This window comes from Xanthobacter sp. 126 (genome assembly GCF_000526175.1).
Lineage (GTDB): Bacteria > Pseudomonadota > Alphaproteobacteria > Rhizobiales > Xanthobacteraceae > Xanthobacter > Xanthobacter aminoxidans.
Genome location: NZ_JAFO01000001.1, coordinates 2,189,988 through 2,213,324, shown reverse-complemented (window position 1 = coordinate 2,213,324; position 23,337 = coordinate 2,189,988). Strand labels below are relative to the sequence as shown.

Annotated in this window: 23 protein-coding genes; 6 read left to right on the top strand and 17 right to left on the bottom strand. The window is 69.2% G+C overall.

The window, feature by feature from the left end; all coding sequences use genetic code 11:
• Positions 1-4 precede the first annotated feature (4 nt).
• The 7 genes from nuoE to XAN126_RS27085 all read right to left on the bottom strand — a co-directional run bounded on the left by nuoE (position 5) and on the right by XAN126_RS27085 (position 8,789).
• The gene (gene nuoE / locus XAN126_RS0110575; protein ID WP_024278569.1) at positions 5-694 is read right to left on the bottom strand and encodes an NADH-quinone oxidoreductase subunit NuoE; all 690 of its coding nucleotides are present in this window, start codon (positions 692-694) and stop codon (positions 5-7) included.
• Positions 695-768: 74 nt separating this feature from the next.
• A complete protein-coding gene (locus tag XAN126_RS0110570; RefSeq protein WP_029877020.1) occupies positions 769-1,956 on the bottom strand; it encodes an NADH-quinone oxidoreductase subunit D in 1,188 nt (395 codons plus the stop codon).
• 32 nt (positions 1,957-1,988) lie between these two features.
• Positions 1,989-2,618, bottom strand: a complete 630-nt coding sequence (locus XAN126_RS0110565) for an NADH-quinone oxidoreductase subunit C (protein ID WP_024278567.1) — start codon at positions 2,616-2,618, stop codon at positions 1,989-1,991.
• Positions 2,619-2,633: 15 nt separating this feature from the next.
• A complete protein-coding gene (locus XAN126_RS0110560) occupies positions 2,634-3,218 on the bottom strand; it encodes an NADH-quinone oxidoreductase subunit B (protein ID WP_024278566.1) in 585 nt (194 codons plus the stop codon).
• Complete coding sequence (locus XAN126_RS0110555) at positions 3,209-3,574, bottom strand: NADH-quinone oxidoreductase subunit A (RefSeq protein ID WP_024278565.1); 366 nt, start codon at positions 3,572-3,574, stop codon at positions 3,209-3,211. Before XAN126_RS0110555 ends, XAN126_RS0110560 begins: the two co-directional genes overlap by 10 nt.
• Before the next feature lie 569 nt (positions 3,575-4,143).
• Entirely contained in the window at positions 4,144-5,844 is a 1,701-nt protein-coding gene (locus tag XAN126_RS28700) for a DUF3300 domain-containing protein (RefSeq protein ID WP_024278564.1), read from the bottom strand.
• 221 nt (positions 5,845-6,065) lie between these two features.
• Complete coding sequence (locus XAN126_RS27085) at positions 6,066-8,789, bottom strand: PAS domain-containing sensor histidine kinase (protein ID WP_024278563.1); 2,724 nt, start codon at positions 8,787-8,789, stop codon at positions 6,066-6,068.
• 309 nt (positions 8,790-9,098) lie between these two features.
• Between XAN126_RS27085 and XAN126_RS29000 the strand changes: the two genes are divergently transcribed.
• The gene (locus tag XAN126_RS29000; RefSeq protein ID WP_081762597.1) at positions 9,099-10,712 is read left to right on the top strand and encodes a flagellar biosynthetic protein FliO; all 1,614 of its coding nucleotides are present in this window, start codon (positions 9,099-9,101) and stop codon (positions 10,710-10,712) included.
• Positions 10,713-10,828: 116 nt separating this feature from the next.
• On the opposite strand, the gene dksA is transcribed toward XAN126_RS29000, so the two are convergent.
• Entirely contained in the window at positions 10,829-11,245 is a 417-nt protein-coding gene (gene dksA / locus XAN126_RS0110535) for an RNA polymerase-binding protein DksA (RefSeq protein WP_024278561.1), read from the bottom strand.
• 319 nt (positions 11,246-11,564) lie between these two features.
• Here dksA and XAN126_RS0110530 point away from each other — a divergent pair, with 319 nt between their 5' ends.
• The 4 genes from XAN126_RS0110530 to XAN126_RS0110515 all read left to right on the top strand — a co-directional run bounded on the left by XAN126_RS0110530 (position 11,565) and on the right by XAN126_RS0110515 (position 14,132).
• Complete coding sequence (locus XAN126_RS0110530) at positions 11,565-12,410, top strand: MoxR family ATPase (protein WP_024278560.1); 846 nt, start codon at positions 11,565-11,567, stop codon at positions 12,408-12,410.
• 3 nt (positions 12,411-12,413) lie between these two features.
• Positions 12,414-12,818 (top strand): hypothetical protein, encoded by a 405-nt coding sequence (locus tag XAN126_RS0110525; RefSeq protein WP_024278559.1) that lies wholly within the window; start codon positions 12,414-12,416, stop codon positions 12,816-12,818.
• Positions 12,819-12,906: 88 nt separating this feature from the next.
• Complete coding sequence (locus XAN126_RS0110520; protein ID WP_024278558.1) at positions 12,907-13,248, top strand: metalloregulator ArsR/SmtB family transcription factor; 342 nt, start codon at positions 12,907-12,909, stop codon at positions 13,246-13,248.
• Positions 13,245-14,132, top strand: a complete 888-nt coding sequence (locus tag XAN126_RS0110515; protein ID WP_024278557.1) for an SRPBCC family protein — start codon at positions 13,245-13,247, stop codon at positions 14,130-14,132. Before XAN126_RS0110520 ends, XAN126_RS0110515 begins: the two co-directional genes overlap by 4 nt.
• Before the next feature lie 47 nt (positions 14,133-14,179).
• On the opposite strand, the gene XAN126_RS0110510 is transcribed toward XAN126_RS0110515, so the two are convergent.
• From XAN126_RS0110510 to coxB, 9 genes are all read right to left on the bottom strand, one after another.
• Positions 14,180-15,034, bottom strand: coding sequence for a MipA/OmpV family protein (locus XAN126_RS0110510; RefSeq protein ID WP_024278556.1), 855 nt, complete (start codon positions 15,032-15,034; stop codon positions 14,180-14,182).
• Between the two features lie 213 nt (positions 15,035-15,247).
• The gene (locus XAN126_RS0110505) at positions 15,248-16,036 is read right to left on the bottom strand and encodes an SURF1 family protein (RefSeq protein WP_024278555.1); all 789 of its coding nucleotides are present in this window, start codon (positions 16,034-16,036) and stop codon (positions 15,248-15,250) included.
• On the bottom strand, positions 16,033-16,413 hold the full coding sequence (locus XAN126_RS0110500) for a DUF983 domain-containing protein (RefSeq protein ID WP_024278554.1): 381 nt from the start codon (positions 16,411-16,413) through the stop codon (positions 16,033-16,035). The genes XAN126_RS0110505 and XAN126_RS0110500 overlap by 4 nt, the downstream gene beginning before the upstream one ends.
• A gap of 87 nt (positions 16,414-16,500) precedes the next feature.
• Entirely contained in the window at positions 16,501-17,325 is an 825-nt protein-coding gene (locus XAN126_RS0110495; protein WP_024278553.1) for a cytochrome c oxidase subunit 3, read from the bottom strand.
• A 127-nt stretch (positions 17,326-17,452) separates the two neighbouring features.
• Positions 17,453-18,094: a cytochrome c oxidase assembly protein gene (locus tag XAN126_RS0110490; RefSeq protein WP_024278552.1), complete on the bottom strand. Its 642-nt coding sequence runs from the start codon at positions 18,092-18,094 to the stop codon at positions 17,453-17,455.
• 77 nt (positions 18,095-18,171) lie between these two features.
• Positions 18,172-18,360 carry a hypothetical protein gene (locus tag XAN126_RS0110485; RefSeq protein WP_024278551.1) on the bottom strand — a complete coding sequence of 63 codons (189 nt, stop codon included), beginning with the start codon at positions 18,358-18,360 and terminating at the stop codon, positions 18,172-18,174.
• Positions 18,357-19,349, bottom strand: a complete 993-nt coding sequence (locus XAN126_RS0110480; RefSeq protein ID WP_029877014.1) for a heme o synthase — start codon at positions 19,347-19,349, stop codon at positions 18,357-18,359. The genes XAN126_RS0110485 and XAN126_RS0110480 overlap by 4 nt, the downstream gene beginning before the upstream one ends.
• 114 nt (positions 19,350-19,463) lie before the next feature.
• Positions 19,464-21,089, bottom strand: a complete 1,626-nt coding sequence (gene ctaD, locus XAN126_RS0110475; RefSeq protein WP_024278549.1) for a cytochrome c oxidase subunit I — start codon at positions 21,087-21,089, stop codon at positions 19,464-19,466.
• 123 nt (positions 21,090-21,212) lie between these two features.
• Positions 21,213-22,067, bottom strand: coding sequence for a cytochrome c oxidase subunit II (gene coxB / locus XAN126_RS0110470; protein WP_051460834.1), 855 nt, complete (start codon positions 22,065-22,067; stop codon positions 21,213-21,215).
• A 559-nt stretch (positions 22,068-22,626) separates the two neighbouring features.
• Here coxB and XAN126_RS0110465 point away from each other — a divergent pair.
• Positions 22,627-23,208, top strand: coding sequence for an invasion associated locus B family protein (locus XAN126_RS0110465; protein WP_024278547.1), 582 nt, complete (start codon positions 22,627-22,629; stop codon positions 23,206-23,208).
• The last annotated feature ends 129 nt before the right edge of the window (positions 23,209-23,337 follow it).

Sequence of the window (23,337 nt, the reverse complement as noted above, 5' to 3'; positions counted from 1 at the left end):
GGCGTCACTCCCCGGAGGTCGGCGCGGGCGCGCCGGATGTGGGGGCCTCGTCCGCGGGTGCCGCTTCCTGGCCGATCTTCACGTCGTGCGCATACAGCGCGGGATCGAGCAGCACACGCGGGCCGCCCTCGGGCTCCGAGCCCTTGCGCGAATTCTGCGGACCCACCTTCACCGGACGACCGGCGGCGAGATCGTCGAGCAGCTTCTCGAAGTTCTCGGGGGTCAGGTCTTCGTAATAATCGTCGTTGATCTGCACCATGGGCGCATTGGTGCAGGCGCCCAGGCACTCCACCTCAAGCCAGGAGAAGGTGCCGTCGGCGGAGACATGCCGCTCGTGGCCGATCTTCTTCTCGCAGACGTGGCGGATGGCTTCCGCGCCACGCAACATGCAGGGCGTGGTGCCGCACAGCTGGACGAAATACTTCCCCACCGGCTCAAGGTTGAACATGGTGTAGAAGGTGGCGATCTCCAGCACGCGGATGTTCGCCATGCCGAGGCGCTCGGCGACCGCGCGGATGGCGGGCTCGGGCAGCCAGCCGCCGGCGGCCTTCTGGGTTTCCCACAGCAAGGGCACCACGGCGCTGGCCTGCCGGCCTTCCGGATACTTGGCGATCAGCTTCTGCGCGATGGCCTCCAGCTCCGGCGTGAAGCTGAAGCTCTCGGGCTGCTCGGCGGCGAGGCGGCGAACGGACATGGTTCAGATCCCGGAAGAAGCCGCGCGCGGGCCGCGCGCAAGCATCGGGCAAAGGGCGAGAGGAAGGCGGGCCATCAGCGGTCCACCTCCCCGAACACGATGTCGAGCGAGCCGAGCACCGCGGAGACGTCGGCCAGCATGTGGCCGCGATTGAGGAAGTCCATCGCCTGAAGGTGCGCGAATCCCGGAGCGCGGATCTTGCAACGGTAAGGCTTGTTGGTGCCGTCCGAGACGAGATAGACGCCGAACTCGCCCTTGGGCGCTTCCACTGCGGCATACACGTCGCCTTCCGGCACGTGGAAGCCCTCGGTGTAGAGCTTGAAGTGGTGGATGAGCGCTTCCATGGAGCGCTTCATCTCGGCCCGCTTGGGCGGCGCGACCTTGTGGTCCTGGGTGTGGACCGGGCCGCTCTCCTTCAGCAGGCGCTCGACGCACTGCTTCATGATGGCGGTGGACTGGCGCATCTCCTCCATGCGGACGAGATAGCGGTCGTAGCAGTCGCCGTGCTTGCCCACCGGAATGTCGAAGTCGAGTTCCGAATAGCACTCGTAGGGCTGCGCACGACGCAGGTCCCACGCCGCGCCGGAGCCGCGCAGCACCGGGCCGGAGAAGCCCCAGGACAGCGCCTCGTCCACCGAGACGATGCCGATGTCCACGGTGCGCTGCTTGAAGATGCGGTTGTTGGTGACGAGGGCGTCGAGGTCCGCCACCAGCTTCAGGAACGGATCGCAGAAGGCGCCGATGTCTTCCACCAGCGCGCGGGGCAGGTCCTGATGGACGCCGCCGGGCCGGAAGAAGGCCGCGTGCATGCGGCTGCCGGAGGCGCGCTCATAGAAGATCATGAGCTTCTCGCGCTCCTCGAAGCCCCACAGAGGCGGGGTCAGCGCGCCCACGTCCATGGCGAACGTGGTGACGTTGAGGAGATGCGAGAGCAGGCGCCCGATCTCGGAATAGAGCACGCGGATGAGCTGGCCGCGGCGCGGCACCTCGATGCCCATCAGCTTCTCGACCGCGAGGCAGAAGGCATGCTCCTGGTTCATCGGCGCGCAATAGTCGAGCCGGTCGAAATAGGGCACGGCCTGGAGGTAGGTCTTGGCCTCGATCAGCTTCTCGGTGCCGCGGTGCAGGAGGCCGATGTGCGGGTCCACCCGCTCCACCACCTCGCCGTCCAGCTCCAGCACGAGGCGCAGCACGCCGTGCGCCGCAGGATGCTGCGGGCCGAAATTGATCTGGAAGTTGCGGACCTTGTCCGCGGGCTTCATCTCGTCGGCGACATCAACCATGAGACGCTCCCTCACCCGGCCTTGGGCGGCGCGGGCGGCTGGCCCGAGGCCTTCTCGTCACCGGGTAGGACGTATTCGACGCCCTCCCACGGCGAGAGGAAGTCGAAGTTCCGGAACTCCTGCGGCAGGCGGACCGGTTCGTAGACCACGCGCTTCTGGGCGTCGTCATAGCGCACCTCGACGAAGCCCGTGGTCGGGAAGTCCTTGCGCAGGGGGTGGCCGTCGAAACCGTAGTCCGTCAGCAGGCGGCGCAGCTCCGGGTGGCCGGTGAACAGGATGCCGTACATGTCGTAGGCCTCCCGCTCGAACCAGTTGGCACCGGGGAAGACACCGGTGATGGAGGGCACCGGGGTGTCCTCGTCGGTGGCGACCTTGAGGCGGATGCGCGCGTTCTGCTTCACGGAGAGCAGGTGATAGACCACGTCGAACCGCTTCTCGCGGGCTGGATAGTCCACGCCGCACACGTCCACGATGCAGGTGAACTGGCAGGCCGGGTCATCCCGGAGGAAAGTCACGGCCTTGACGATCTGCGACGGCTCGATGAAGAGCGCCAGCTCGCCATAGGCGATCTCGGTGCCGGTCACCACGCCCGGCAGGGCGCCCGATACGTGGGCGGCGAGGTCGTTGAGGGTCTCGTCCATCACACCGGCTCCCGATCAGCGCTCGATGGTGCCGATGCGGCGGATCTTCTTCTGCAGCAGCAGGATGCCGTAGAGCAGCGCCTCCGCGGTGGGCGGGCAGCCCGGCACGTAGATGTCCACCGGCACGATGCGATCGCAGCCGCGCACCACCGAATAGGAGAAGTGGTAGTAGCCGCCGCCATTGGCGCAGGAGCCCATGGAGATGACGTAGCGCGGCTCCGGCATCTGGTCGTAGACCTTGCGGAGCGCGGGGGCCATCTTGTTGGTCAGCGTGCCGGCGACGATCATCACGTCCGACTGGCGCGGCGAGGCGCGCGGCGCGAAGCCGAAGCGCTCCACGTCGTAGCGCGGCATGGAGGCCTGCATCATCTCCACCGCACAGCAGGCGAGACCGAAGGTCATCCACATGAGCGAGCCGGTGCGCGCCCAGGTGATGAGGTCATCGGCGGTGGTGAGGAGGAAGCCCTTGTCTGCCAGCTCGTTGTTGATCTCCTTGAAGAAGGGATCATCAGCGCCGACGGGACGGCCGGTGGAGGGATCGACGATGCCGGTGGAGGCGCGTGCGATCTCGGGCTTGGTGGCCGAAGGGGTCAGTCCCATTCCAGAGCTCCCTTGCGCCATTCATAGATGAACCCGACGGTGAGCACGCCGAGGAAGATCATCATCGACCAGAAGCCGAGGTCGCCGAGGCCACCGAAGCTGATCGCCCACGGGAAGAGGAAGGCGACCTCGAGGTCGAAGATGATGAAGAGGATGGACACCAGATAGAAGCGCACGTCGAACGTCATGCGCGCGTCGTCGAATGCGTTGAAGCCGCACTCGTACGCGGACAGCTTCTCCGGGTCCGGATTCTGGTAGGCGACGATGAAGGGCGACACCAGCAGGGCCAGGCCGATCACCGCGGAAACGCCGATGAAGATCACCACCGGCAGATAGTCCATGAGCAACGCGTTCATCTTGCTCGCACCTCGGAGCGCTCGGTCGGTGCCGTGGGCAGCGCGCTTGGCTCACCCATCAGGGTCAAAAGGAGCTTGAAACGGCTGATCGCCTGAAGCGTTACCGCGCCGTCCGGCTAGAGAAGTTCGAAACGACGCGAGAGCCTTATCGCAGCGCCAGAAGGGAGGCAAGTGCGCGGATCGGCCAAGGTGTCATGCCTTTGGTAGCGGATCGCGGGTGTGCCCGGCGCAGCCCGTCCGCGACCGCCGCGCCGCCCCTTTCGCAGCGCCGCGAAAGCTGGGCCGGAGCCGGCTTGCGGTTCTCTCACGGGAGGTAGATCGGGAGGGCCTCAATTCTGTGCAAGATGCAGTTGCGGGCGACTGTTGCATCCGTGCGACACAATGCCGTGTGCATCTTCCAGCCTTCCCCGGCCCCCGAGACCGGCAAAGGCTCCGGCCAGAAGCCCCAGCCCATCCATCAGCCAGCCTCCCGGCGCGAGCGAGTCGCACCGGGAGCGACCGCAGTGCCGGGGCGAATCCGCCACGGCGATTCTGCGTGAGGTCGGTGCCGGGGCGTGCCCGGCACCGGTTCAGCGATGGGGACGAGCGCCGCCCGCACGGCCACCGCCGCCGCCGGCGCGTCCGCCGCCACCCTGGAGCTTGGCACCACCGCCGCCACCGCTGCGGTACTGCTTCGGCGGCCCCGCCGGCCGGCCGGCGGGTTTCACGCTCGACTTGCCGCCGCCGCCGCCCTTCTTGAGCTGCTGCGACCCGCCGGAGGGCTTGACCGGCTTTGCCGTGGTGGCCGCGCCGCCCGGCTTGCCCGCGCTGCCCGGCTTGCCGGCACCGCCGGCCCCACCAGGCTGTCCGGGAGCACCGGGAGTGCCCGGCTTGCCGGGAGCGCCGGGGCCTCCCGGAGTGCCCGGTCCACCCGGCTTGCCCGGGCCGCCAGGACCACCCGGATAACCGGGACCGCCGGGACCGCCCGGCTTGCCAGGACCACCGGGGCCGCCAGGACCACCGGGATAACCCGGACCACCCGGTCCGCCGGGCTTGCCGGGATAACCGGGGCCACCCACGCCGCCGGGTCCGCCGGGATAGCCGGGCTTGCCGGGAAGGGGCTTGGCGGGATTCGGCTTCCACGGACCGACCGGGCCGCCGGGGCCGCCGGGATAACCGGGGCCACCCGGTTTGCCGGGATAGCCGGGACCGCCGGGCTTGCCCGGGTAGCCGGGATACCCCGGGCCTCCGGGATAGCCGGGAGGCGGCGGCCAGCCGGGATGGCCGGGACCACCGGGCCAGCCGCCCGGCGGGCGGGGCGGCGGCGGGCGCCAGCCGGGATAGCCCGGCCACGGCGGCGGATAGACCCAGCCGCGGCCCCAGTTCCACGGGTTGCTCCAGGCACTGCCCACGAGCACGCCGGCACCGAAGGCCAGCAGGCCGACGCCGGCCGCAGTGTAGATGGTGGAGGAATCGTAGGTCGGCACATAGACCATCGTGGGGTCGGCCGAGGTGATGTAGACCACGTTCCGGCCATCCTCCTGCCGGGTGGTCACGACCTGCTTGTCGTTGGTCTTCAGCGAGCCGGCCGCCTCGGCCTTGGCGCGCAAGGCCTGGATGGCCACCGACACATCCTCCGGCTGGCTGACGAAGGCGTAGCCGATGGACTGGGTGGCATCGAGGTTTTCATTCAGCTTGGAGATCACGGTGGGGAAGCGCGTCAGCGCCTTCACCGAGGGGTCCCACTTCTGGGCATCGGCGCCGGAGAAATCGCCCTTCTTCACCGCGCTCTTGTGCGATTCCAGCCAGCGCTGTGCCTGCACCAGCTCCAGCGGATAGGCGGTGGCCGGCAGCATCTGCGCGAGCAGCGTGTCGGGATAGAGCGCATAGGGCGCGAGCAGGGTTTCCAGCTCGGCGAGGCTGTAGAGCGCGGACGCCGGCGGCGCATCGGCGGGGGGCGCCCCGGCCGGAACGACCGGCGCCGGCGCGATGCCCGCAGGAGCAACGCCAGCAGGCGCGACAGGTGCGGGCGCGGGAGCGGCCGGTGGCGGCGCGACGGCCGTGGCGGCGGGCGGAGCCGCAGGAGCCGCAGGAGGCGCAACCTCGGGCGCCACTTGCGGCGCGGCCGCGGGCGGCGTCGTGGGTGGCGGGACCGGCGCCTGCGTTGCTGCCGCGCCGGTATCGGGCGCGCTTTGCTGGGCGAAGGCCGGATAGAGGCTCGTGGTCCAGCCGAAGGCCAGCGCCACGGCGATGCGGGACCAGCCCGCCAGCTCCCGGCGCCGCATGTTCATGCGTCTTGGTGTCAAGTCAGGGTCCTCCCCCTCGCCGGCCAGCCCGACCGCAGATCGGGCGCGGTGCCTGATCTGGCGACCGCCGGGCGGGCCGCGCCTTGACAATGCGCAAACGCGGCCCGCCCGTCTAGAGCGCGCCGCGCCTGATGAAGCGCCACCGCGAGGGGTGATATCCCTTCTCTCTCATTACGTTAGAGAAAGGCCGCCCCCGGCGGGCGGGTTCAGGCGCGCAGGGTCTCGCTCACGGCGGCGACCAGTTGCTTCAGCGAGAAGGGCTTGGGCAGGAAGGAGAAGTGCTCGCTCGGCGGCAGGTTGCGGGCAAACGCCTCCTCGGCATAGCCGGAAATGAAGATCACCTTCAGCCCCGGCTCGCGGCTGCGCAATTCCCGCAGCAGGGTCGGGCCGTCCATCTCCGGCATCACCACGTCGGAGATGACGAGATCGACCTTGCCCTCGCGCTCGATCAGTTCCAGCGCCTCGACGCCGCTGGCGGCGGCCAGCACCTCGTAGCCGCGATTGGCGAGCGCCCGGCTGGCGAAGGCCCGCACCGCGTCCTCGTCCTCCACCAGCAGCACGCGACGGCCCTGCCCCGTGGTGTCGCCGGCCTTCGGCTCCGGCTCGGCGGGCCTCGGGGCCTCCTCCGGCTCGATGCCCGCGAGATGGCGGGGCAGGAAGACGCGGAAGGTGGTGCCGTGCCCCATCTCGCTGTCGGCGAGGATGGTGCCGCCGGTCTGCTGCACGATGCCGTAGACGGTGGAAAGGCCGAGCCCCGTGCCCTTGCCCACCTCCTTGGTGGAGAAGAAGGGCTCGAAGATCTTGTCCATGATGTCGGGCGGGATGCCGGTGCCGGTGTCCGCCACCTCCACCATCACGTAATCGCCCTCCGGCAGGCCCTGCCCGTAGGCGGCGCAGCCGGCGGCCGGCACGTTGCCGGTGCGGATGGTGAGGGTGCCGCCGTCGGGCATGGCGTCGCGGGCATTGACCGCGAGGTTCACGATCACCTGCTCGAACTGGTTCACGTCCACCTTCACCGGCCACAGGTCGCGGGCGTGCTCCACGTCGAGGGTGATGCGCTCGCCGATGAGGCGGCGCAGCAAGGCGGCGGCATCCGAGATCACGTCGCCGAGCTCGATCACCTGCGGGCGCAGGGTCTGGCGGCGGGAGAAGGCGAGCAGCTGCCGCACGAGGCCGGCGGCGCGGTTCGCGTTCTGCTTGATCTGCATGATGTCCGGGAAGGACGGGTCGCTCGGCCGGTGCTTGGCCAGCAGCAGGTCGCAATAGCCGATGATGGCGGTGAGCACGTTGTTGAAGTCGTGCGCCACGCCACCGGCGAGGTGCCCGACCGCCTGCAGCTTCTGCGACTGGGCGAACTGCACCTCCAGCGCGCGCTGCTCGGTCATGTCGATGGCGCACAGGGCGATGTCGCCGCCCGGTCCCAGCGGGGCCGCATAGAAGCGCGCAGAGCGGGCGTTGCCGCCGGCCAGCGTCACGTCGCAGGGCGCGGGCGGCTCGCTGGCACTGGCGGTGGCGGCAAGCAGCGCCTCGGTGCCGGAGGCATCCGCCACCAGCGCCGACAGGGGGCGCCCCGCGGCATCGCGGCCGAACAGGCGCTCGAATGCCGCATTGGCGGCGCGCACCCCGCCGGAACGATCCACCAGCGCCATGGCCAGCGGTGCCCGGCGGAAGAACAGGTCGCCGAGAACCTCGGCATTGTCGCTCTTCGGGGCCTGGGGGGCAGTTGTCCTGGCGGAGGCGCCGAGGGCGCCTTCCACCGCATCGAGCGGCAGAGCGACGGCGCCGGTGCCATCGGGAGCGGCGGCGATGCGCAGCAGGACGGGCAGCGCCGCGCCATCCTTGCGCTTGAGCGATGCAACCAGCGAGGCGCGGCCGCCATTGGCCTGCGCCGCGGCCAGCGCCGGCATGCTTTCCGGGACGACGATGCAGCTGAGCGGCATGCCGTCCGGCCCCCAGTCGGCGAGGGCGTAGCCGAGCATGCGGCAGAAGGTGAGGTTGGGGTCCACCACCCGCCCGCCGACGATGCGCAGCAGGCCGGCGGGCAGTTCTTCCCACGATGCCACGAGGTCCGGCCCGGCATAGCCTTCGGGGGCCGTCGGCGACGGTGCAGGCGCCCGGGCTTCGGACACGGGAACAGGCGCGGCAACGGGAACCGGAGCGGCGACGGCCGGCGCGGGTGCAACCACCACCGGATCGGGCGGACGCACGGCGGGCGCGGCCGGCAGCGGCTTCGCCACGACCGGAGCCACAGGGAGAGGCGCGGCAGGGAGAGGCGCGACTGGATGCGTCGCGGGAGCAGGCCCCGGCGCGGGAGCGAAGGCCGGCGCCGCCTCGGCCTCGGCGGTATCGACCATGCGCAGCGTCCACAGCACGCGCCGTGGGCCGCCCACGGGATGCACCGAGACCTCGAGCTGCCGCCCGCGCGCTCCGCTCCCGAAGGGCATGGTGCTAAGGTGGGCCGTCGATCCGGCAACGGCGTTGAGCAGCTCGCCCACGGTCGTCTGGCTGCCGGGAATGCGGGAGAGGAAGCGCTCGGGCAGCGGCGGCTCGGCGGTGCCGCTGCGGCACATGCGCAGATAGGCGGCGTTGGCCTCGACGATGCGCTCGCCATCCTCGACCACGGCCATGGCGTCGCCGGATGCCGCAAGGGCAATCGCGCCCAGCGGGTCCTCCGGCTCGACGCCCTTGAAGGCGCGGCGGGCGGCCAGGAACAGTTCCACCACCCCCACTACGGCGAGCGCCGCGATGATGGCCGAGGGCACGCCGCCCCCGTCCCGCCCGAGGATGGTCGCGCCCACGAAGCCACCGGCCAGCGCGAAGACGACGATGAAAAGCCGGGTGCCCAGCGGCCCCGCCCCACGGCTTTTCCTGCGCCGGACGGTGGTTCCCTGGTCCTTCGTCTGGCGACCCCGCATGCGCTCTTTTACCATTCCGGCGATCCGTTCAGGCGATCTGCCGCCCTGATGCGTGCACCATTCGCACGGATTTAGGGGAGAGAATCGCCGGTGACTTAAATCCTGCCACGATTATCAACAAAACCTTAGGCCCTGAGGCTCACGATGCGCGACCGGCGCGGCTATTGGCGCGAGCGGGCGTCCAGGCATTTCGTGATATTGACGGCGTGAGGGTCCAAGGGGCATCGGTCCAAAGGGCATCGCGCGTTCCGGATGTGGATGCCGGAGGGAGGCAGCCGACGGGCCATGGCCCGGGGAGGCACCCGGTTCGAGTAAAGCGGAGGCATGATGCTACAGCAGTTGTTCGGTACCCAGCTCGCGTTTCCGATTCGGGTGGCCATCGCCGTCATCGTGATCGCCGCGCTGCTGGGCTTGACGGTGCTGGTGATGCGCCGCCTCGCCGGCCGCGCCGCCGGAGGCGACCGCCGCGGCCGGACGGGCCCCCGCCTGTCCGTGCTCGACAGCGTCTCCGTGGATCAGCGCCGCCGCCTCGTGCTCGTGCGCCGGGACGAGGTGGAACACCTGCTGCTGATCGGCGGCAACAGCGACCTCGTCATCGAGCAGAACATCGGCGCGACCGAAGCGGTGGAAACCGCGCCCGCCGCCGTGCCCCCGCCGCGCGAGGCGCCGACCCTGCAGCGGCCCACGCCGCGCCGTCCCCTTTCTGCCGCGCCCGCCCCGGCGGTGCTGGCCGCGGAGGCCGCCGCCAGCCTTCCGGCGCCCGAGCCCATCGCCGCGGAAGCGCCGGCGGCCGAAACCCGCGAAGATCGCCGCTCCGCTCTGGCGCGCCGGCCGCTGATGCGCGGCGACGGCACCCTCTCCGGCCGTCCCGCGACACGCGGGGCGGACGCCGCGCCCGAGCCCGCCGCCCCCAGGGAGGTGGCCAAGGAGCCGGCGCGGGACGCCGTTCGGGTTGAGGCGCCGCGCCCCGACCAGGCCCGGCTCGACGCCCTGAAGGCCGAATTCGCCGCCAGCGCGCCCAAGATCGATGCGCCCAAGACCGATGCCCCCAAGATCGATGCCCCCAAGATCGATGCCCCCAAGATCGATACCTCGAAGATGGACTCCCCGCGGACCGAGCCGGCCCGGGCCGAGGCCGTGAAGATGGAGGCGCCGCGGATCGAGGCCCCCAAGGTGGAGCCATCGAGGACCGAGCCCGAGGACGCGCCCCCCGCCGTCAGCGAGGTTGCTGCGGAGCTGGAGGATCTCACCCACCGTCTCGACGCCGCCCTCGTCCACCCGCAGCCGGCCGCCGCCGCGCCGCAGATCAGCCTTTCCGATCTCCTCGGCGACGAGCCCGCGGCACCCGCCGAGCCGGCCCCGCCGACCGCCGCCCGGCCGGAGCCGGTGATCGAGCCCCCACCGCCGCGCAGCGAAGGCCCGCTGACGCGCTTCCTGTCCCAGTCGCGCAACCGCTCGACGGAAGCTCGCTCGACGGAGGCCCGCCCGGCAGAGGTGCGCCCCCGCCCCGACGTCACGCCGCGCACCGAGAGCCCCCGTATCGAGGCGCCTCTGCGCCCGCGCGAGTTTGCCTTCCGCCCGGCCGGGGAAAACCGTCCGCTGCCGACGCCGGAGCAGCCGCGCCGCGAGCCCCTCGCTTTGCGCAACGTGAGCCGCGAAGACACCTCCCTGCGGCCCGAGACGACGAGCCCGCTGCTGCGCGCCTCGTCCCCGACGGTGACGCCGCCGGCGTCCGCGGAGGTCGCCGCTCCGGTGATCCATGCCCCCGCGCCGACCCAATCCTCGCCTTACGCGGCCCCGCCGGTGGCTGCTCCCCCGAGCGTGCCCCACGCCGAGGAGGCCCCCGCCGTCGAGCCGGAGGAGCCGCGCGATCCGCTGGACGATTTCGACGCCGAAATGGCGAACCTGCTCGGCCGCACCAACGCGCGCAGCCGCTGACCCTTCCGCCGGCTTCGGCCGGTCCCGGACGCAAGAAGGCCGGCGGGGCGATGGCTCCGCCGGCCTTCTTCACATTTGAAATCGCTCTGCCGAAATTGGCAGCCGGAAACAGCGGCTCAGTCGTCGCGGTAGACCCGCTCGCGCCGCTCGTGGCGCTCCTGCGCCTCCACCGAGAGGGTGGCGATGGGCCGGGCCTCGAGGCGCTTCAGCGAGATGGGCTCGCCGGTGTCCTCGCAATAGCCGTAGGAACCGTCCTCGATCCGCAGCAGCGCTGCGTCGATCTTGGCGATCAGCTTGCGCTGGCGATCGCGGGCGCGCAGCTCGATGGAGCGATCGGTCTCGGACGACGCCCGATCCGCCAGGTCCGGGTGATTCTGGTTCTCGTCCTGAAGGTGCTGCAGGGTCTCGCGGGCCTCCTTCAGGATGTCGTCCTTCCAACGCAGCAGCTTGAGGCGAAAATACTCGCGCTGCCGGTCGTTCATGAAGGGCTCATCCTCACGGGGCCGATAGTCCTCGTCGATTTGGATCGACATCAGCAAGGTCCTCGATATGCGTCGCTCTGCCGTCGAAGCAAGACGCTGCAAGGCGGATCATGCCCATCCGGCCTTGCGTGGAGCCAAGCATCGACAACGAACTCCCCGTCACGGAACTCAAGGGCTGCCGCCCCAGCGTCCGGGCCGGCGGAGCCGACCTTTCGGCCAGGAGGACGCCCCATGGTCGCCGCGCTTATATCGACGCCTTCGGGTTCCGACAACCGGCATGTCCTTGTCCAGCGGGCGCCGCCCCTTGACGGATGGACGCCGGGTGCCGACCTTGCTGCGGCGCGACAGGCGGCGGAAGGGATCAAGTCTCATGCGGTTCGAGGGCACGAAGAGCTATGTGGCCACCGACGACCTCAAGGTCGCCGTCAATGCGGCCCTCGTCCTCGAACGCCCCCTGCTCATCAAGGGCGAGCCCGGAACGGGAAAAACCGTTCTGGCGCAGGAGGTTGCCGAAGCCCTCGGGGCGCCGCTGATCGAGTGGCACGTGAAGTCCACCACCAAGGCGCAGCAGGGTCTCTACGAGTATGACGCCGTGGCGCGCCTGCGCGACAGCCAGCTCGGCGACCCCAAGGTCCACGATATCGCCAACTACATCCGCAAGGGAAAGTTGTGGACGGCCTTCTCCTCCCCCGTGCGGCCGGTGCTGCTGATCGACGAGGTGGACAAGGCGGACATCGAGTTTCCCAACGATCTGCTGCAGGAACTCGACCGCATGGAGTTCCATGTCTACGAGACCGGCGAGCAGGTGAAGGCGGCGCAGCGCCCCCTCGTCATCATCACCTCCAACAATGAGAAGGAGCTGCCGGACGCCTTCCTGCGCCGCTGCTTCTTCCACTACATCCGCTTCCCTGATCCCGAGACCATGCGGGCCATCGTCGAGGTGCACTTCCCCGGCATCAAGCAGCGCCTCGTGGGCGAGGCCCTGCGCATCTTCTACGAGCTGCGCGACGTGCCGGGGCTGAAGAAGAAGCCCTCCACCTCGGAGCTGATCGACTGGCTGAAGCTGCTGATGGCCGAGGACATCGAGCTGGAGACCCTGCGCGAGAAGGACGTGCGCAAGGCCATTCCCCCGCTCGCCGGCGCGCTGCTCAAGAACGAGCAGGACGTGCACATGTTCGAGCGCCTCGCCTTCCTCGCCCGGCGGGAGCAGCGCTGATCCATGGACGCGACGCAGATCCTCGTCGCCCTCCTCGTCATCGGCGCGCCGCTGGCGCTGTTCCTCAGCCTGCGCGGCAGCGGCAAGACCGGGGGCGAGAAGGCTGCCGTCGCGAAGCCGGACGCCGCGCCGAACCGGGCGAAGCCGCCGGCGGACTACGGGCTCGGTCGGGAGGATTCCCCCTCCCCCGCCGCATCGGCCGCCAACAGCGAGCCGGACACTGCCAATGCGCAGCGGGCAGCCGCGGCTGCGGCAGCCGGCGGCGCACTCATCATCGCGGCGGGATATGCCGCCCATCACCATTCGGGCGAGGCGGGGGGCGAATCCCCCCATGTGGGCCACAGCGGCGGCGGTCCCGATTCCGGTGACAGCGGCGGCTCGGGCGACGGGGACGGCGGCGGGGAATAGGGCCGCCCGGCGTCGCCCCGCGAACAACACTTAGCCAATCTGCGAAGTTTTCCTTGCAGGGATCGGCTGCGCGCATATACTTAGCTACATGGCTAAGCATGATCCCGATCTCTCGCTGCTCTTCCACGCGCTGGCCGATCCGACCCGGCGGTCGATCCTGACGCGCCTCGCCGAGGGGCCGGCGGCGGTGACGGATCTCGCCGGCCCCACCGGCCTGCGCCTGCCCACCGTGATGCGGCATCTGTCCGTGCTGGAGGAGGCCGGGCTGATCACCACGACCAAGGACGGGCGCGTGCGCACCTGCGCCATCCGCCCGGAGGCTCTGGAGCCCGCCCGCACCTGGCTCGACGAACAGCGCGCGCTCTGGGAGGCCCGGCTGGATCGGCTGGACGCCTTCGTGACCAACGTGATGAAGGGAGGACCCCAATGACCCTGCAGGACGCCCTTGGCCGCTTCGCTACGCTCACCTTCACGCGCGAGGTCGCCGCGCCGCTCGCGACCCTCTGGCAGGCCTGGACCGCCCCGGCCGCACGGGCGGTGTGGGCTGCCCCCACGCCCGCCGTCACGGTGGAATTCCTGGAGGCCGACACGCGCGTGGGCGGCTGCGAGGTCTCGCTGTGCAAGGTGGCGGGCGCGCCCGATATCAGGTGCGAATGCGGCTGGCTGGCGCTCACGCCCTCCGCGCGCAGCGTGAACTATGAGGTGGTCTCCACCTCAGGCGAAACCCGGTCGGCGGCGCTGGTGACGGCGGATTTCTCCGGCGATGGCGCACGCAGCCGGCTGGTGGTGACCGTCCAGCTCTCCTCGCTCGCCGGGGATATGGAGGCGGGATACCGTCAGGGTTTCGAGGCCGGGCTCGGCAATCTCGCCGGGGCGGCCGAGCGCACCATGGTGCTGGAGCGGGTCATCAAGGCCCCGCGAGCGGTCGTCTGGGGCGCGTGGATGAACCCGCAGTCGCTGCCGCAATGGTGGGGACCGGACGGCTTCTTCTGCCGCACCACGCGCATCGACCTGCGGCAGGGGGGCGAGTGGGTGTTCGACATGATCGGGCCGGACGGCACCGTCTTCCCCAACCACCATCTCTACCGGGAGGTGCGGCCGCAGGAGCGGATCTCCTATGCCCTGCTTTGGGGCGAGAACGGGCCGAAGCATGCCGACGCCTGGGCGGCGTTCGACGAACAGGACGGGGCGACCAAGGTCACGCTGGGCATGGTGTTCAGCACGGCAGCCGAGTTTCAGACCGCCAAGGGCTTCGGCGCGATCGAACTCGGCCAGCAGACGCTGGCCAAGCTGGAGCGGCGCGTCACGGACTGACGATCAGCCCGGAACCCTCACCACCAAATGTCTCACCACCAAGTCCCTCACCACCAGGCCTTGCCGATGTTGAAGGTGTAGCTCAGCGAGACGCCGGCGGTGAACTGGTTGGCATCGGTGGTGAGCGGCGAGGAGGCGGCATCGCCGAGGAGGCGGCCATAGCCGCCGAACACGCCGGTCTCGAAGCCGTTGCGGAAATTGTAGGTGAGCTGCGCCATGGCGCCCACCATGTCGAAGCCGGCGGAGGCGTTGTAGACCGGCAGCGGATTGCCGAACGCATTGGCGACGACGGCCTGGACCGGCGTGACGCCGAAATAAGTGCTCATATAGCCCGAGCCGCCATAGGTGAGGCGGGGGCCGACGGCGAAGCGCCACTGGCCGTAGGGCAGGATCACGTCCGCGCCGAGCAGGCCGCGGATGCCCTCGAAACCGCCGACGCCGTAGCGCAGTTCCGCTCGGGTGCGCAGCCAGTCGGTGATGTACCACTCGGCGAAGGCACCGGCTTCCAGCGCCGGATCGATGTTGCCGAGGCCGGTGAGGCGATAGGAATCGCCCGAGTCGCGGCCCCAGTCGACGCGGCCAACGGCACCGATGCGGAAATTGCCGGTGTCGAAGAGGGCCAGGGACGGGTTGTCGTCCACGCTGCGGAAGACGTTGAGCTGGCTCGCCTTGCGGACCGAGAAGATGAGGCCGGGCCGGAAGGAATAATTGTCCGCGCCGGGATAGCTCGGGTCCGCCGAGACGGACGCGCCGATGGTCAGGTACCAGTCCTCGTTGGCCGAGGGCGGGACCGGCGTGGGCGGCGGCGGCGTGAACAGGTCGGCCGCCTGCGCGACGCCGCACGCTCCCCCGGCGAGTACCGTGGCGAGGAGGAGGGAACGCAGCTTCGGGAACACGACCATCGGGAGACCTCTGTCAAAACCTGCGGCCATCCTGTGGCCGGGCGGCTTTACGAAATGCCAAAACCGCACGGCTGGTGCACGGCAATAAAGCCGGCAAATCCGCTTGTGCAAGGTGACGGTTAACCAAGCGTTGGGTCAAGGCCGCCGGGACGATCCCGGCCCCGCGTTGCCGATCGGCAACGCCCGCCCGGTGCGGCCGGCCACGAAGGCGCGTCAGGAGGCGCGGCGGCGCCGGCTGATGAAGACCGCGAGCCCCACCCCCACCAGCGAGGCCGCGAGGCCGTACCAGGTGAGCGCATATTCCAGATGCCGGTTGGGAAAGGCGATGCGCGTGCCGCCGCCGATAGGCAGTCCGCCCGGCACCGGCGTCGCATCGGCATCGATGAGGAAGGGCGCGGCGCCGGAAATGCCGCGGGCGGCGGCGATCTCGGCCGGCTCCATGCGGTAGAAGCCGCCGTGGGCGGGATCATTGGCCGGCACGAACCAGCTCGCCTCCTCGGGGAAGCGCAGCAGGCCGACCACCTCCACCTCGCCCTTCACCTCACCTTCCGCCCGCGTCGCGGGATCGCGCCGGTCGGACGGGACGAAGCCGCGGTTGATGAGGATGGGCGGGCCGTCGGCGCGAATCAGCGGCGTCACCACCAGGAACCCCTGCCCCTTCACCGGGCCGGCGGCGTCCTCTCCACGCACGGTGTAGACGAGGGCTTCCTTCGCGTGGTCGAAGGTGCCGCGCACCTTCACCCTTCGGTATTCGTCCTCCTCGCGGGTCAGCACGGGCCAACGGGCGGGGGGCGGCACACCCTGCGGGGCGGCGTGGACGCGCGCCTCCACGCGGGCGAGCAGCGCCTCCTTCCAGGCGAGGCGGTTGAGCTGCCAGGTGCCGAGGCCGACGAGCACGGCGAAGGCCAGGCAGGCGAGGACGAGCAGAAGAAGCCCGCGGCCGCGCCGCGCGGGAGACGGCGCGGTGGCAGGCGGCACCGGGGACGGCGCTTTGCCGGTCACTGGCCGTCCAGCCGGCCCTCGGAGGCCTTGTTGCGATACTGCAGCGCCACCATCAGCGCCTTCAGCGGCCGCAACAGGCCGAGGGTGACGATGAGGACGGCCGGGATCCACAGCAGCGCGTGCACCCACATGGGCGGCTCGAACTTCGCCTCCACCCAGAAGGCCAGCGCGACCACGATGAAGCCGGCGAACAGGATGACGAACACCGCCGGCCCGTCTCCCGCATCGGCGAAATCATAGTCGAGGTCGCAGGAGGTGCACTTGGGCGCGAGGTCCAGGAAGCCCTTGAACAGCGGGCCACGGCCGCAGCGCGGGCAGCGGCAGGAGAGGCCCGCCGCGAAGGGGGAGACCGGGGCGTGATAGGGATCGAGCGACACGGGGCACCTCCGGTGCCGAAATGAGAAGGCCGGCGCGTGGGTGCGCCGGCCTGAGGCTTGTCTCTGGCGCGGTGGAGCCCGCGCGGATCAGGCGTGTCCGCCCTGCGCCCACACATAGATGAAGGTGAACAGGAACAGCCACACCACGTCCACGAAGTGCCAGTACCAGGCGGCCGCCTCGAAGCCGAAGTGCTTCTGGGGGGTGAAGTCGCCCATGTAGGTGCGCATCAGGCACACGGCGAGGAAGATGGTGCCGACGATCACATGGAAGCCGTGGAAGCCGGTCGCCATGAAGAAGGTCGCGCCGTAGATGTTGCCTGCGAAGTGGAAGTGCGCGTGGATGTACTCGTACGCCTGGCACATGGAGAACAGGACGCCGAGCACCACCGTGCACCACAGGCCCCACTTGAGGCCCTGGCGGTCGCCGTGCACCAGCGCGTGGTGCGCCCAAGTCACCGTCGTACCCGAGGTGAGCAGGATCAGCGTGTTGAGCAGCGGCAGGTGCCAGGGATCGAGGCTCTCGATGCCCTTGGGCGGCCACACGCCCCCGGTGAAGTCCATGCGCATGAAGTTGATGGCCTCACCCGAGAACAGGGAGGCATCGAAGAAGGCCCAGAACCAGGCGACGAAGAACATCACCTCGGAGGCGATGAACAGGATCATGCCGTAACGCAGGCCGAGCACCACCACGCGGGTATGGAAGCCGGCGCGGCTCTCGCGGATCACGTCCCGCCACCATCCGAACATGGTGTAGAGCACGCCGAGGAAGCCGACGATCATGACGAGCGAGGTGCCGCCGTGCATCCACACCACGGCACCCGAGGTGAGGATCAGCGCCGCGACCGAGCCGATGATCGGCCACGGGCTCGGGTCGACGACGTGGTAATCGTGCTTGACGTGTATGTCGGCCATGGCGAACCGGCCTCCCCTTTTCCCAGTCTCGTCGAGCCCACCCGGCTTCACGCCGGGGGGCCGTTTGCGTTCTGGACGGCGACGCCGCCCGAATGTCATGCCCCGGTCGGGGCGGTGATCGTTGTGCCTAGAGCGGCTTTCGCGCGCCCTCCGCGTCGGCGCGAACCTTGTCCAGCGTGTCCGCGTTGGCGCGGACCAGCGGCTTGTCCGCCTTCGACGGGAAGAAGGTGTAGGACAAGGTGATGTCCTTCAGCGTCTTCAGGTCCGGGTCGGCGGCGATGGCAGGGTCGACGTAGAACACCACCGGCATGTCCATCTTCTCGCGGCCGGCCAGCGCCTGCTCCTCGAAGCAGAAGCACTGCAGCTTCACGAAATAGGCGCCGGCCTGGGGCGGCGACACGTTGTAGGTGGCGTTGGCGCGGGTGTCGTCGCCGGAGCGGTTCTGCGCCGTGTAATGGGCAAGGCTGGTGGCGCCGATCTTCACCGTCATTTCACGCTGCACGGGGGCGAAGGCCCACGGCAGGCCGGGCGACACGTTGGCATCGAAGCGGATGGTGATCTCGCGGTCGAGCGGCGCGGCGGTGGGCGTCGAGCCGACGCGGGTGGCGCCGCCGAAGCCGGTGAGCGAGCAGAACATGGCGTAGAGCGGCACGGAGGCGTAGGTGACGCCCACCATGGCGGCGATGAAGCCGACGCACGCGGCCGCCACCACCCAGTGTCGGGCGGCGCGGGGAGCGCTCTCAGCCATCTTGTCGTTCGCCTCGGCCATTCCTCGTCCTCGCGTCCGGAGCCCCCCGGACCCTCTTCCGTCTGATCCTGCCCGTTCCGCCAATCCCCTGCCCTGCCCTAGAGCGGGCGGTTGAGCACGTTGGGACCGAGCTTCACGATCGTCACCACGTAGAACAGCAGCGCCAGGAACCCCAGCACGGAGGCGATGGCGATGCTGCGCGCGCGCTGCCGCTTGAGCTGCTCGGGCGTCAGCACGACACCGTCCTCCTGCGGAGGACGCGGCTTTTCCTTCTTCTCACCGCTCATCGCAGCAGGCCACCAATGACCGCCTCGCCGAGCAGCGTCGCGAACAATGCAAACAGATACACGATGGAAAATCCAAACAGGCCCTTGGCCGCCTTCACCGCCGCCTCGCCCTGCCGGACGCGGAAGACGCGGACCGCAAGGACGATCATCCAGGCCCCGGCCAGCACCGAGACCGCGCCATAGGCGAGGCCGGCATAGCCGAGGAAGGCGGGGCTGGCGGCAAGCGGCACCAGGAACAGGGTGTAGAGGAGAATCTGGAGGCGGGTCTCGTCCGGCCCCGCCGTCACCGGCAGCATGGGCACGCCGGCGCGGGCGTAGTCGTCGGCCCGGTAGAGCGCCAGCGCCCAGAAGTGGGGCGGGGTCCAGAAGAAGATGATGGCGAACAGCAGCACAGGCTCCAGCGACACCGTGCCGGAGGCGGCGGCCCAGGCGACCAGCGGCGGAAAGGCGCCGGCGGCACCGCCGATGACGATGTTCTGCGAGGTCGAGCGCTTCAGCCACATGGTGTAGATCACCACGTAGAAGAAGATGGTGAAGGCGAGCAGGGCGCCGGCGAGCGCATTGACCAGAAGGCCGAGCACCACCACCGAGAAGGCGGAAAGGGTGAGGCCGAAGGCCAGCGCCTCGTGGCCGGTGACGCGGCCGGAGGGGACCGGACGGCCCCGCGTGCGGGTCATCACGGCATCGATGTCGGCGTCCCACCACATGTTGAGCGCGCCCGAGGCGCCCGCGCCCACGGCGATGCACAGCAAGGCGGTGAAGGCGATGACGGGGTGCACGTCGCCCGGCGCACGCACGAGGCCGACCAGCGCGGTGAAGATCACCAGCGACATGACGCGGGGCTTCAGGAGCTCGAAATAGTCGCGCGGCGCGGCAAGGCCCTCGCCCGCGGCGGCGACGCCGGCCGACGCAGCCCCGCCCGCCATAACGCCGCCCGACGCCATGGCGTACGGGTCGGGTCCGGTCAGGCTGGCACGCTCGTCACTCATTTCCAAACTCCGGACATCCTTGAACGCGACGTTCGAGACTTCATTTCGGAAACACCCGCCCCGGAGGGCGGTGGGAGCCGCGGTCGCCCGCGGCCCCGGAGCCTGGTTCCTGCCTCACTTGATGCGGGGCAGGACCTCGAACTGGTGGTAGGGCGGCGGGGACGGCAGGGTCCACTCCAGGGTGGTCGCACCCTCGCCCCACGGATTGTCCCCCGCCTTCTCCTTGCGCAGGAAGGCGAGCGTGGTGCCGGTGATGAAGATCAGCACCGCGACGCCCGAGATGTAGGAACCGATCGAGGAGACGAAGTTCCAGTGGGCGAACGCGTCCGGATAGTCCGCATAGCGGCGCGGCATGCCGGCGAGACCCAGGAAGTGCTGCGGGAAGAACACCAGGTTCACCCCGACGAAGGTGACCCAGAAGTGCAGCTTGCCCCAGAATTCCGGGATCATGTAGCCGAACATCTTCGGGAACCAGTAGTACCAGCCGGCGAAGATGGCGAACACGGCGCCGAGCGACAGCACGTAGTGGAAGTGCGCCACCACGTAATAGGTGTCGTGCAGCGAGCGGTCGATGCCGGCGTTGGAGAGCACCACGCCGGTGACGCCACCCACGGTGAACAGGAAGATGAAGCCGATGGCCCACAGCATGGGCGTGCGGAACTGGATGGAGCCGCCCCACATGGTGGCGATCCACGAGAAGATCTTCACGCCCGTGGGCACCGCGATGATCATGGTCGCGGCGACGAAGTAGGACTGGGTGCTGGAGGACAGGCCCACCGTGTACATGTGGTGCGCCCACACCACGAAGCCCACCACGCCGATGGCGACCATCGCGTAGGCCATGCCGAGATAGCCGAACACGGGCTTGCGCGAGAAGGTGGAGATGATGTGGGAGATCAGCCCGAAGCCGGGCAGGATCAGGATGTACACCTCGGGATGGCCGAAGAACCAGAAGAGGTGCTGGAACAGGATCGGATCACCGCCGCCGGCCGGGTCGAAGAAGGTGGTGCCGAAGTTGCGGTCCGTCAGCAGCATGGTGATGGCGCCGGCCAGCACGGGCAGCGACAGCAGCAGCAGGAAGCCGGTGATGAGCTGCGACCAGGCGAACAGCGGCATCTTGTGCAGCGTCATGCCCGGGGCGCGCATGTTGAAGATGGTGGTGATGAGGTTGATGGCGCCGAGCAGCGACGACGCGCCGGCAAGGTGCAGCGAGAAGATCAGCAGGTCCATGGCCGGGCCGGGATGGCCGAGCTTGGACGAGAGCGGGGGATAGATGGTCCAGCCGCCGCCGAATCCGTTGGTGCCCGGCGCGCCTTCCACGAACAGCGAGGAGAGCGCGAGGATGAACGCGGGCGGCAGCAGCCAGAAGGCGATGTTGTTGATGCGCGGGAACGCGGTGTCCGGCGCGCCGATCATCAGCGGGGCGAAGTAGTTGCCGTAACCGCCGATGAGCGCGGGCATCACCATGAAGAAGATCATGATGAGGCCGTGGCCGGTGGTGAAGACGTTGAAGGTCTGCGGATCCTTGAAGATCTGGAGACCCGGCTGCTGCAGCTCCATGCGGATGGCGATGGAGAGGGCGCCGCCCACGATCCCCGCCACGATGGCGAAGATCAGGTACATCACGCCGATGTCCTTGTGGTTGGTCGAGAACACCCAGCGCTTCCAGCCCGTGGGGATGTGCGCATCGTGGGTGTCGTGATCGTCGTGATGGCTGTGGGTGACTGCCTCGGTGGCCATTCCCGCTTTCCTCGTGTTCCCGGCGCCGGCCCCGTCCCGCCGCGCCGCATCTACCCTGGAAACCGCCCGGCCGTCGGCCGCGCGGGGAAACCTCAAGGGCCCGCCAGAGCGGGCCCGGAACCGTCAGCGCGCGGTCGCGGCACCCTCGAGGGTGCCGGCATCGGCGAACTTGCCCTCGGCATCCCTGGCGGAAGCGAACTTGGCCTTGGCCTGAGCGACCCAGGCGTTGAAGTCGGCTTCGCTCACGGCGCGCACGGCGATGGGCATGAAGGCATGGTCGCGGCCGCACAGCTCGGAGCACTGGCCGTAATAGACGCCCTCGCGGGTGATCTTGAACCAGCTCTCGTTCAGGCGGCCCGGCATGGCGTCGATCTTCACGCCGAAGGAGGGCACCGCGAAGGAGTGGATCACGTCCGCCGCCGTCACCTGGATACGGATGTTCTTGTTGATCGGGACCACGACTTCGTTGTCCACCGCGAGCAGGCGGGGCTGGCCGGGCTTCAGGTCCTTCTCGGCGACGAGGTAGGAGTCAAAGCCGAAGCCGCCATTGTCCGGATATTCGTAGGACCAGTACCACTGGTGCCCCGTCACCTTCACGGTGAGGTCGGGCTTGGGGATGTTCAGTTCCAGGTGCAGCAGCCGGAACGAGGGGATGGCGATGGCCACCAGGATCAGCACCGGCACCACCGTCCAGGCCACTTCGATCATGGTGTTGTGGCTGGTCTTGGAGGGCACCGGATTGGCGCGCTCGTTGAACCGCACCACCACGATCACCAGCAGCACCAGCACGAACAGCACGATGGCGGTGATGATGCTGATGAGCAGGACGTTGAAGGTGTGGATGTTCTCCATCACCGGGGTGGCGGCGTCCTGCAGATTGATCTGCCACGGGGCCGGCTGGCCCATCTGGGCATGGGCCGCCGCGCTCGCGAACACCACCGCGGCGAAAGCGCCGGCGGCGAGGGCAGCATCGCGCATACGGGTCGCGGTGCGAATGAGCGACATCATCTTCTACCCATCTCCCTGGCCGGCGGAAAACCGCCGGAAATTTCCCTGCCGCCGGTGCGCCGAAGGGGCGCGCCACGGGGCCCTTATTCGAGTGCGAGACCGCGTTCTGCAGCCGCATGCAACTGCGTTGTTTTTGGGCAGGCACTCTCCCTAAGATTCATCAAACACAATTGGGGGCGCCTTGCAATCGCCCGGGGTTTGCCCAATTGGACAAAACGTCCAAGCCCGCTCCGGCCGGCGCCGGAGGACGCGCCGATCGTTTTAGTAACCAATTGTTCTAACTCCACTTTAGCCAGCCCCGTACACCCCCTCGAACGAGTCGCACGGGGTTTGAAACGGGGCGCAAGAGACAAAATACCGCGCACCCCGTCCGTGGTTTACGCAAGGGCGCCGGGTCGGAATGCCGACGGGGGAAAGTGGGTCCTGCCCCATTGTTGACGCGATGCCTTGGGCATTAAGGCATTGGTTCACGAAATCAGATAAGGCAGGATCGCCCGGCCTCCCCCGCCGGACCCTGCCGGAGCTTGCGATGGTCCTGTCGTTCCGACCTTTTCCCGCCATTGAGACCGATCGCGCCGAAACGCCCGGCACGGGGACGCCTCGCGCCGGGGGGCGCGCGCTGGCGCTGTTCCTCGGGACCTTCGTGGCTGCACTGCTCTCCGCGGCGACCCCGGCGGCGGCGCAGGGCGTGGTGAAGTCGGTGTTCGGCGAATGGCAGATTCGCTGCGACACCCCGCCCGGCGCGCAGAGCGAGCAGTGCGTGTTGCTCCAGTCGGTGCAGGCGGAGGACCGGCCCAATGTCGGCCTCACCGTGATCGTGCTGAAGACCTCGGACCAGAAGAGCCGCCTGCTGCGCGTGCTGGCGCCGCTCGGCGTGCTGCTGCCCGCCGGCCTCGGCCTCAAGATCGACGACCAGGACATCGGCCGCGCCGGATTCGTGCGCTGCCTGCCCAATGGCTGCGTCGCCGAGGTGGTGATGGACGAAACCCTCGTCGGTCGCCTCAAGACCGGCAAGACCGCCACCTTCATCATCTTCCAGACCCCGGAAGAAGGCATCGGCGTCCCGCTCAGCCTCAACGGATTCGGCCCCGGATTTGATGCCCTTAAGTAAGATCGTGGGCCGTCGTCACGCTTCGGCGGACGGCCACCACCACGCCGCGTCGACGGCATGGTTTCGACACGCTCGCCCGTCATGAGCGATGAGCAGGGGCCACTGGGGATGTGTGGCTTCGAAGTTGCT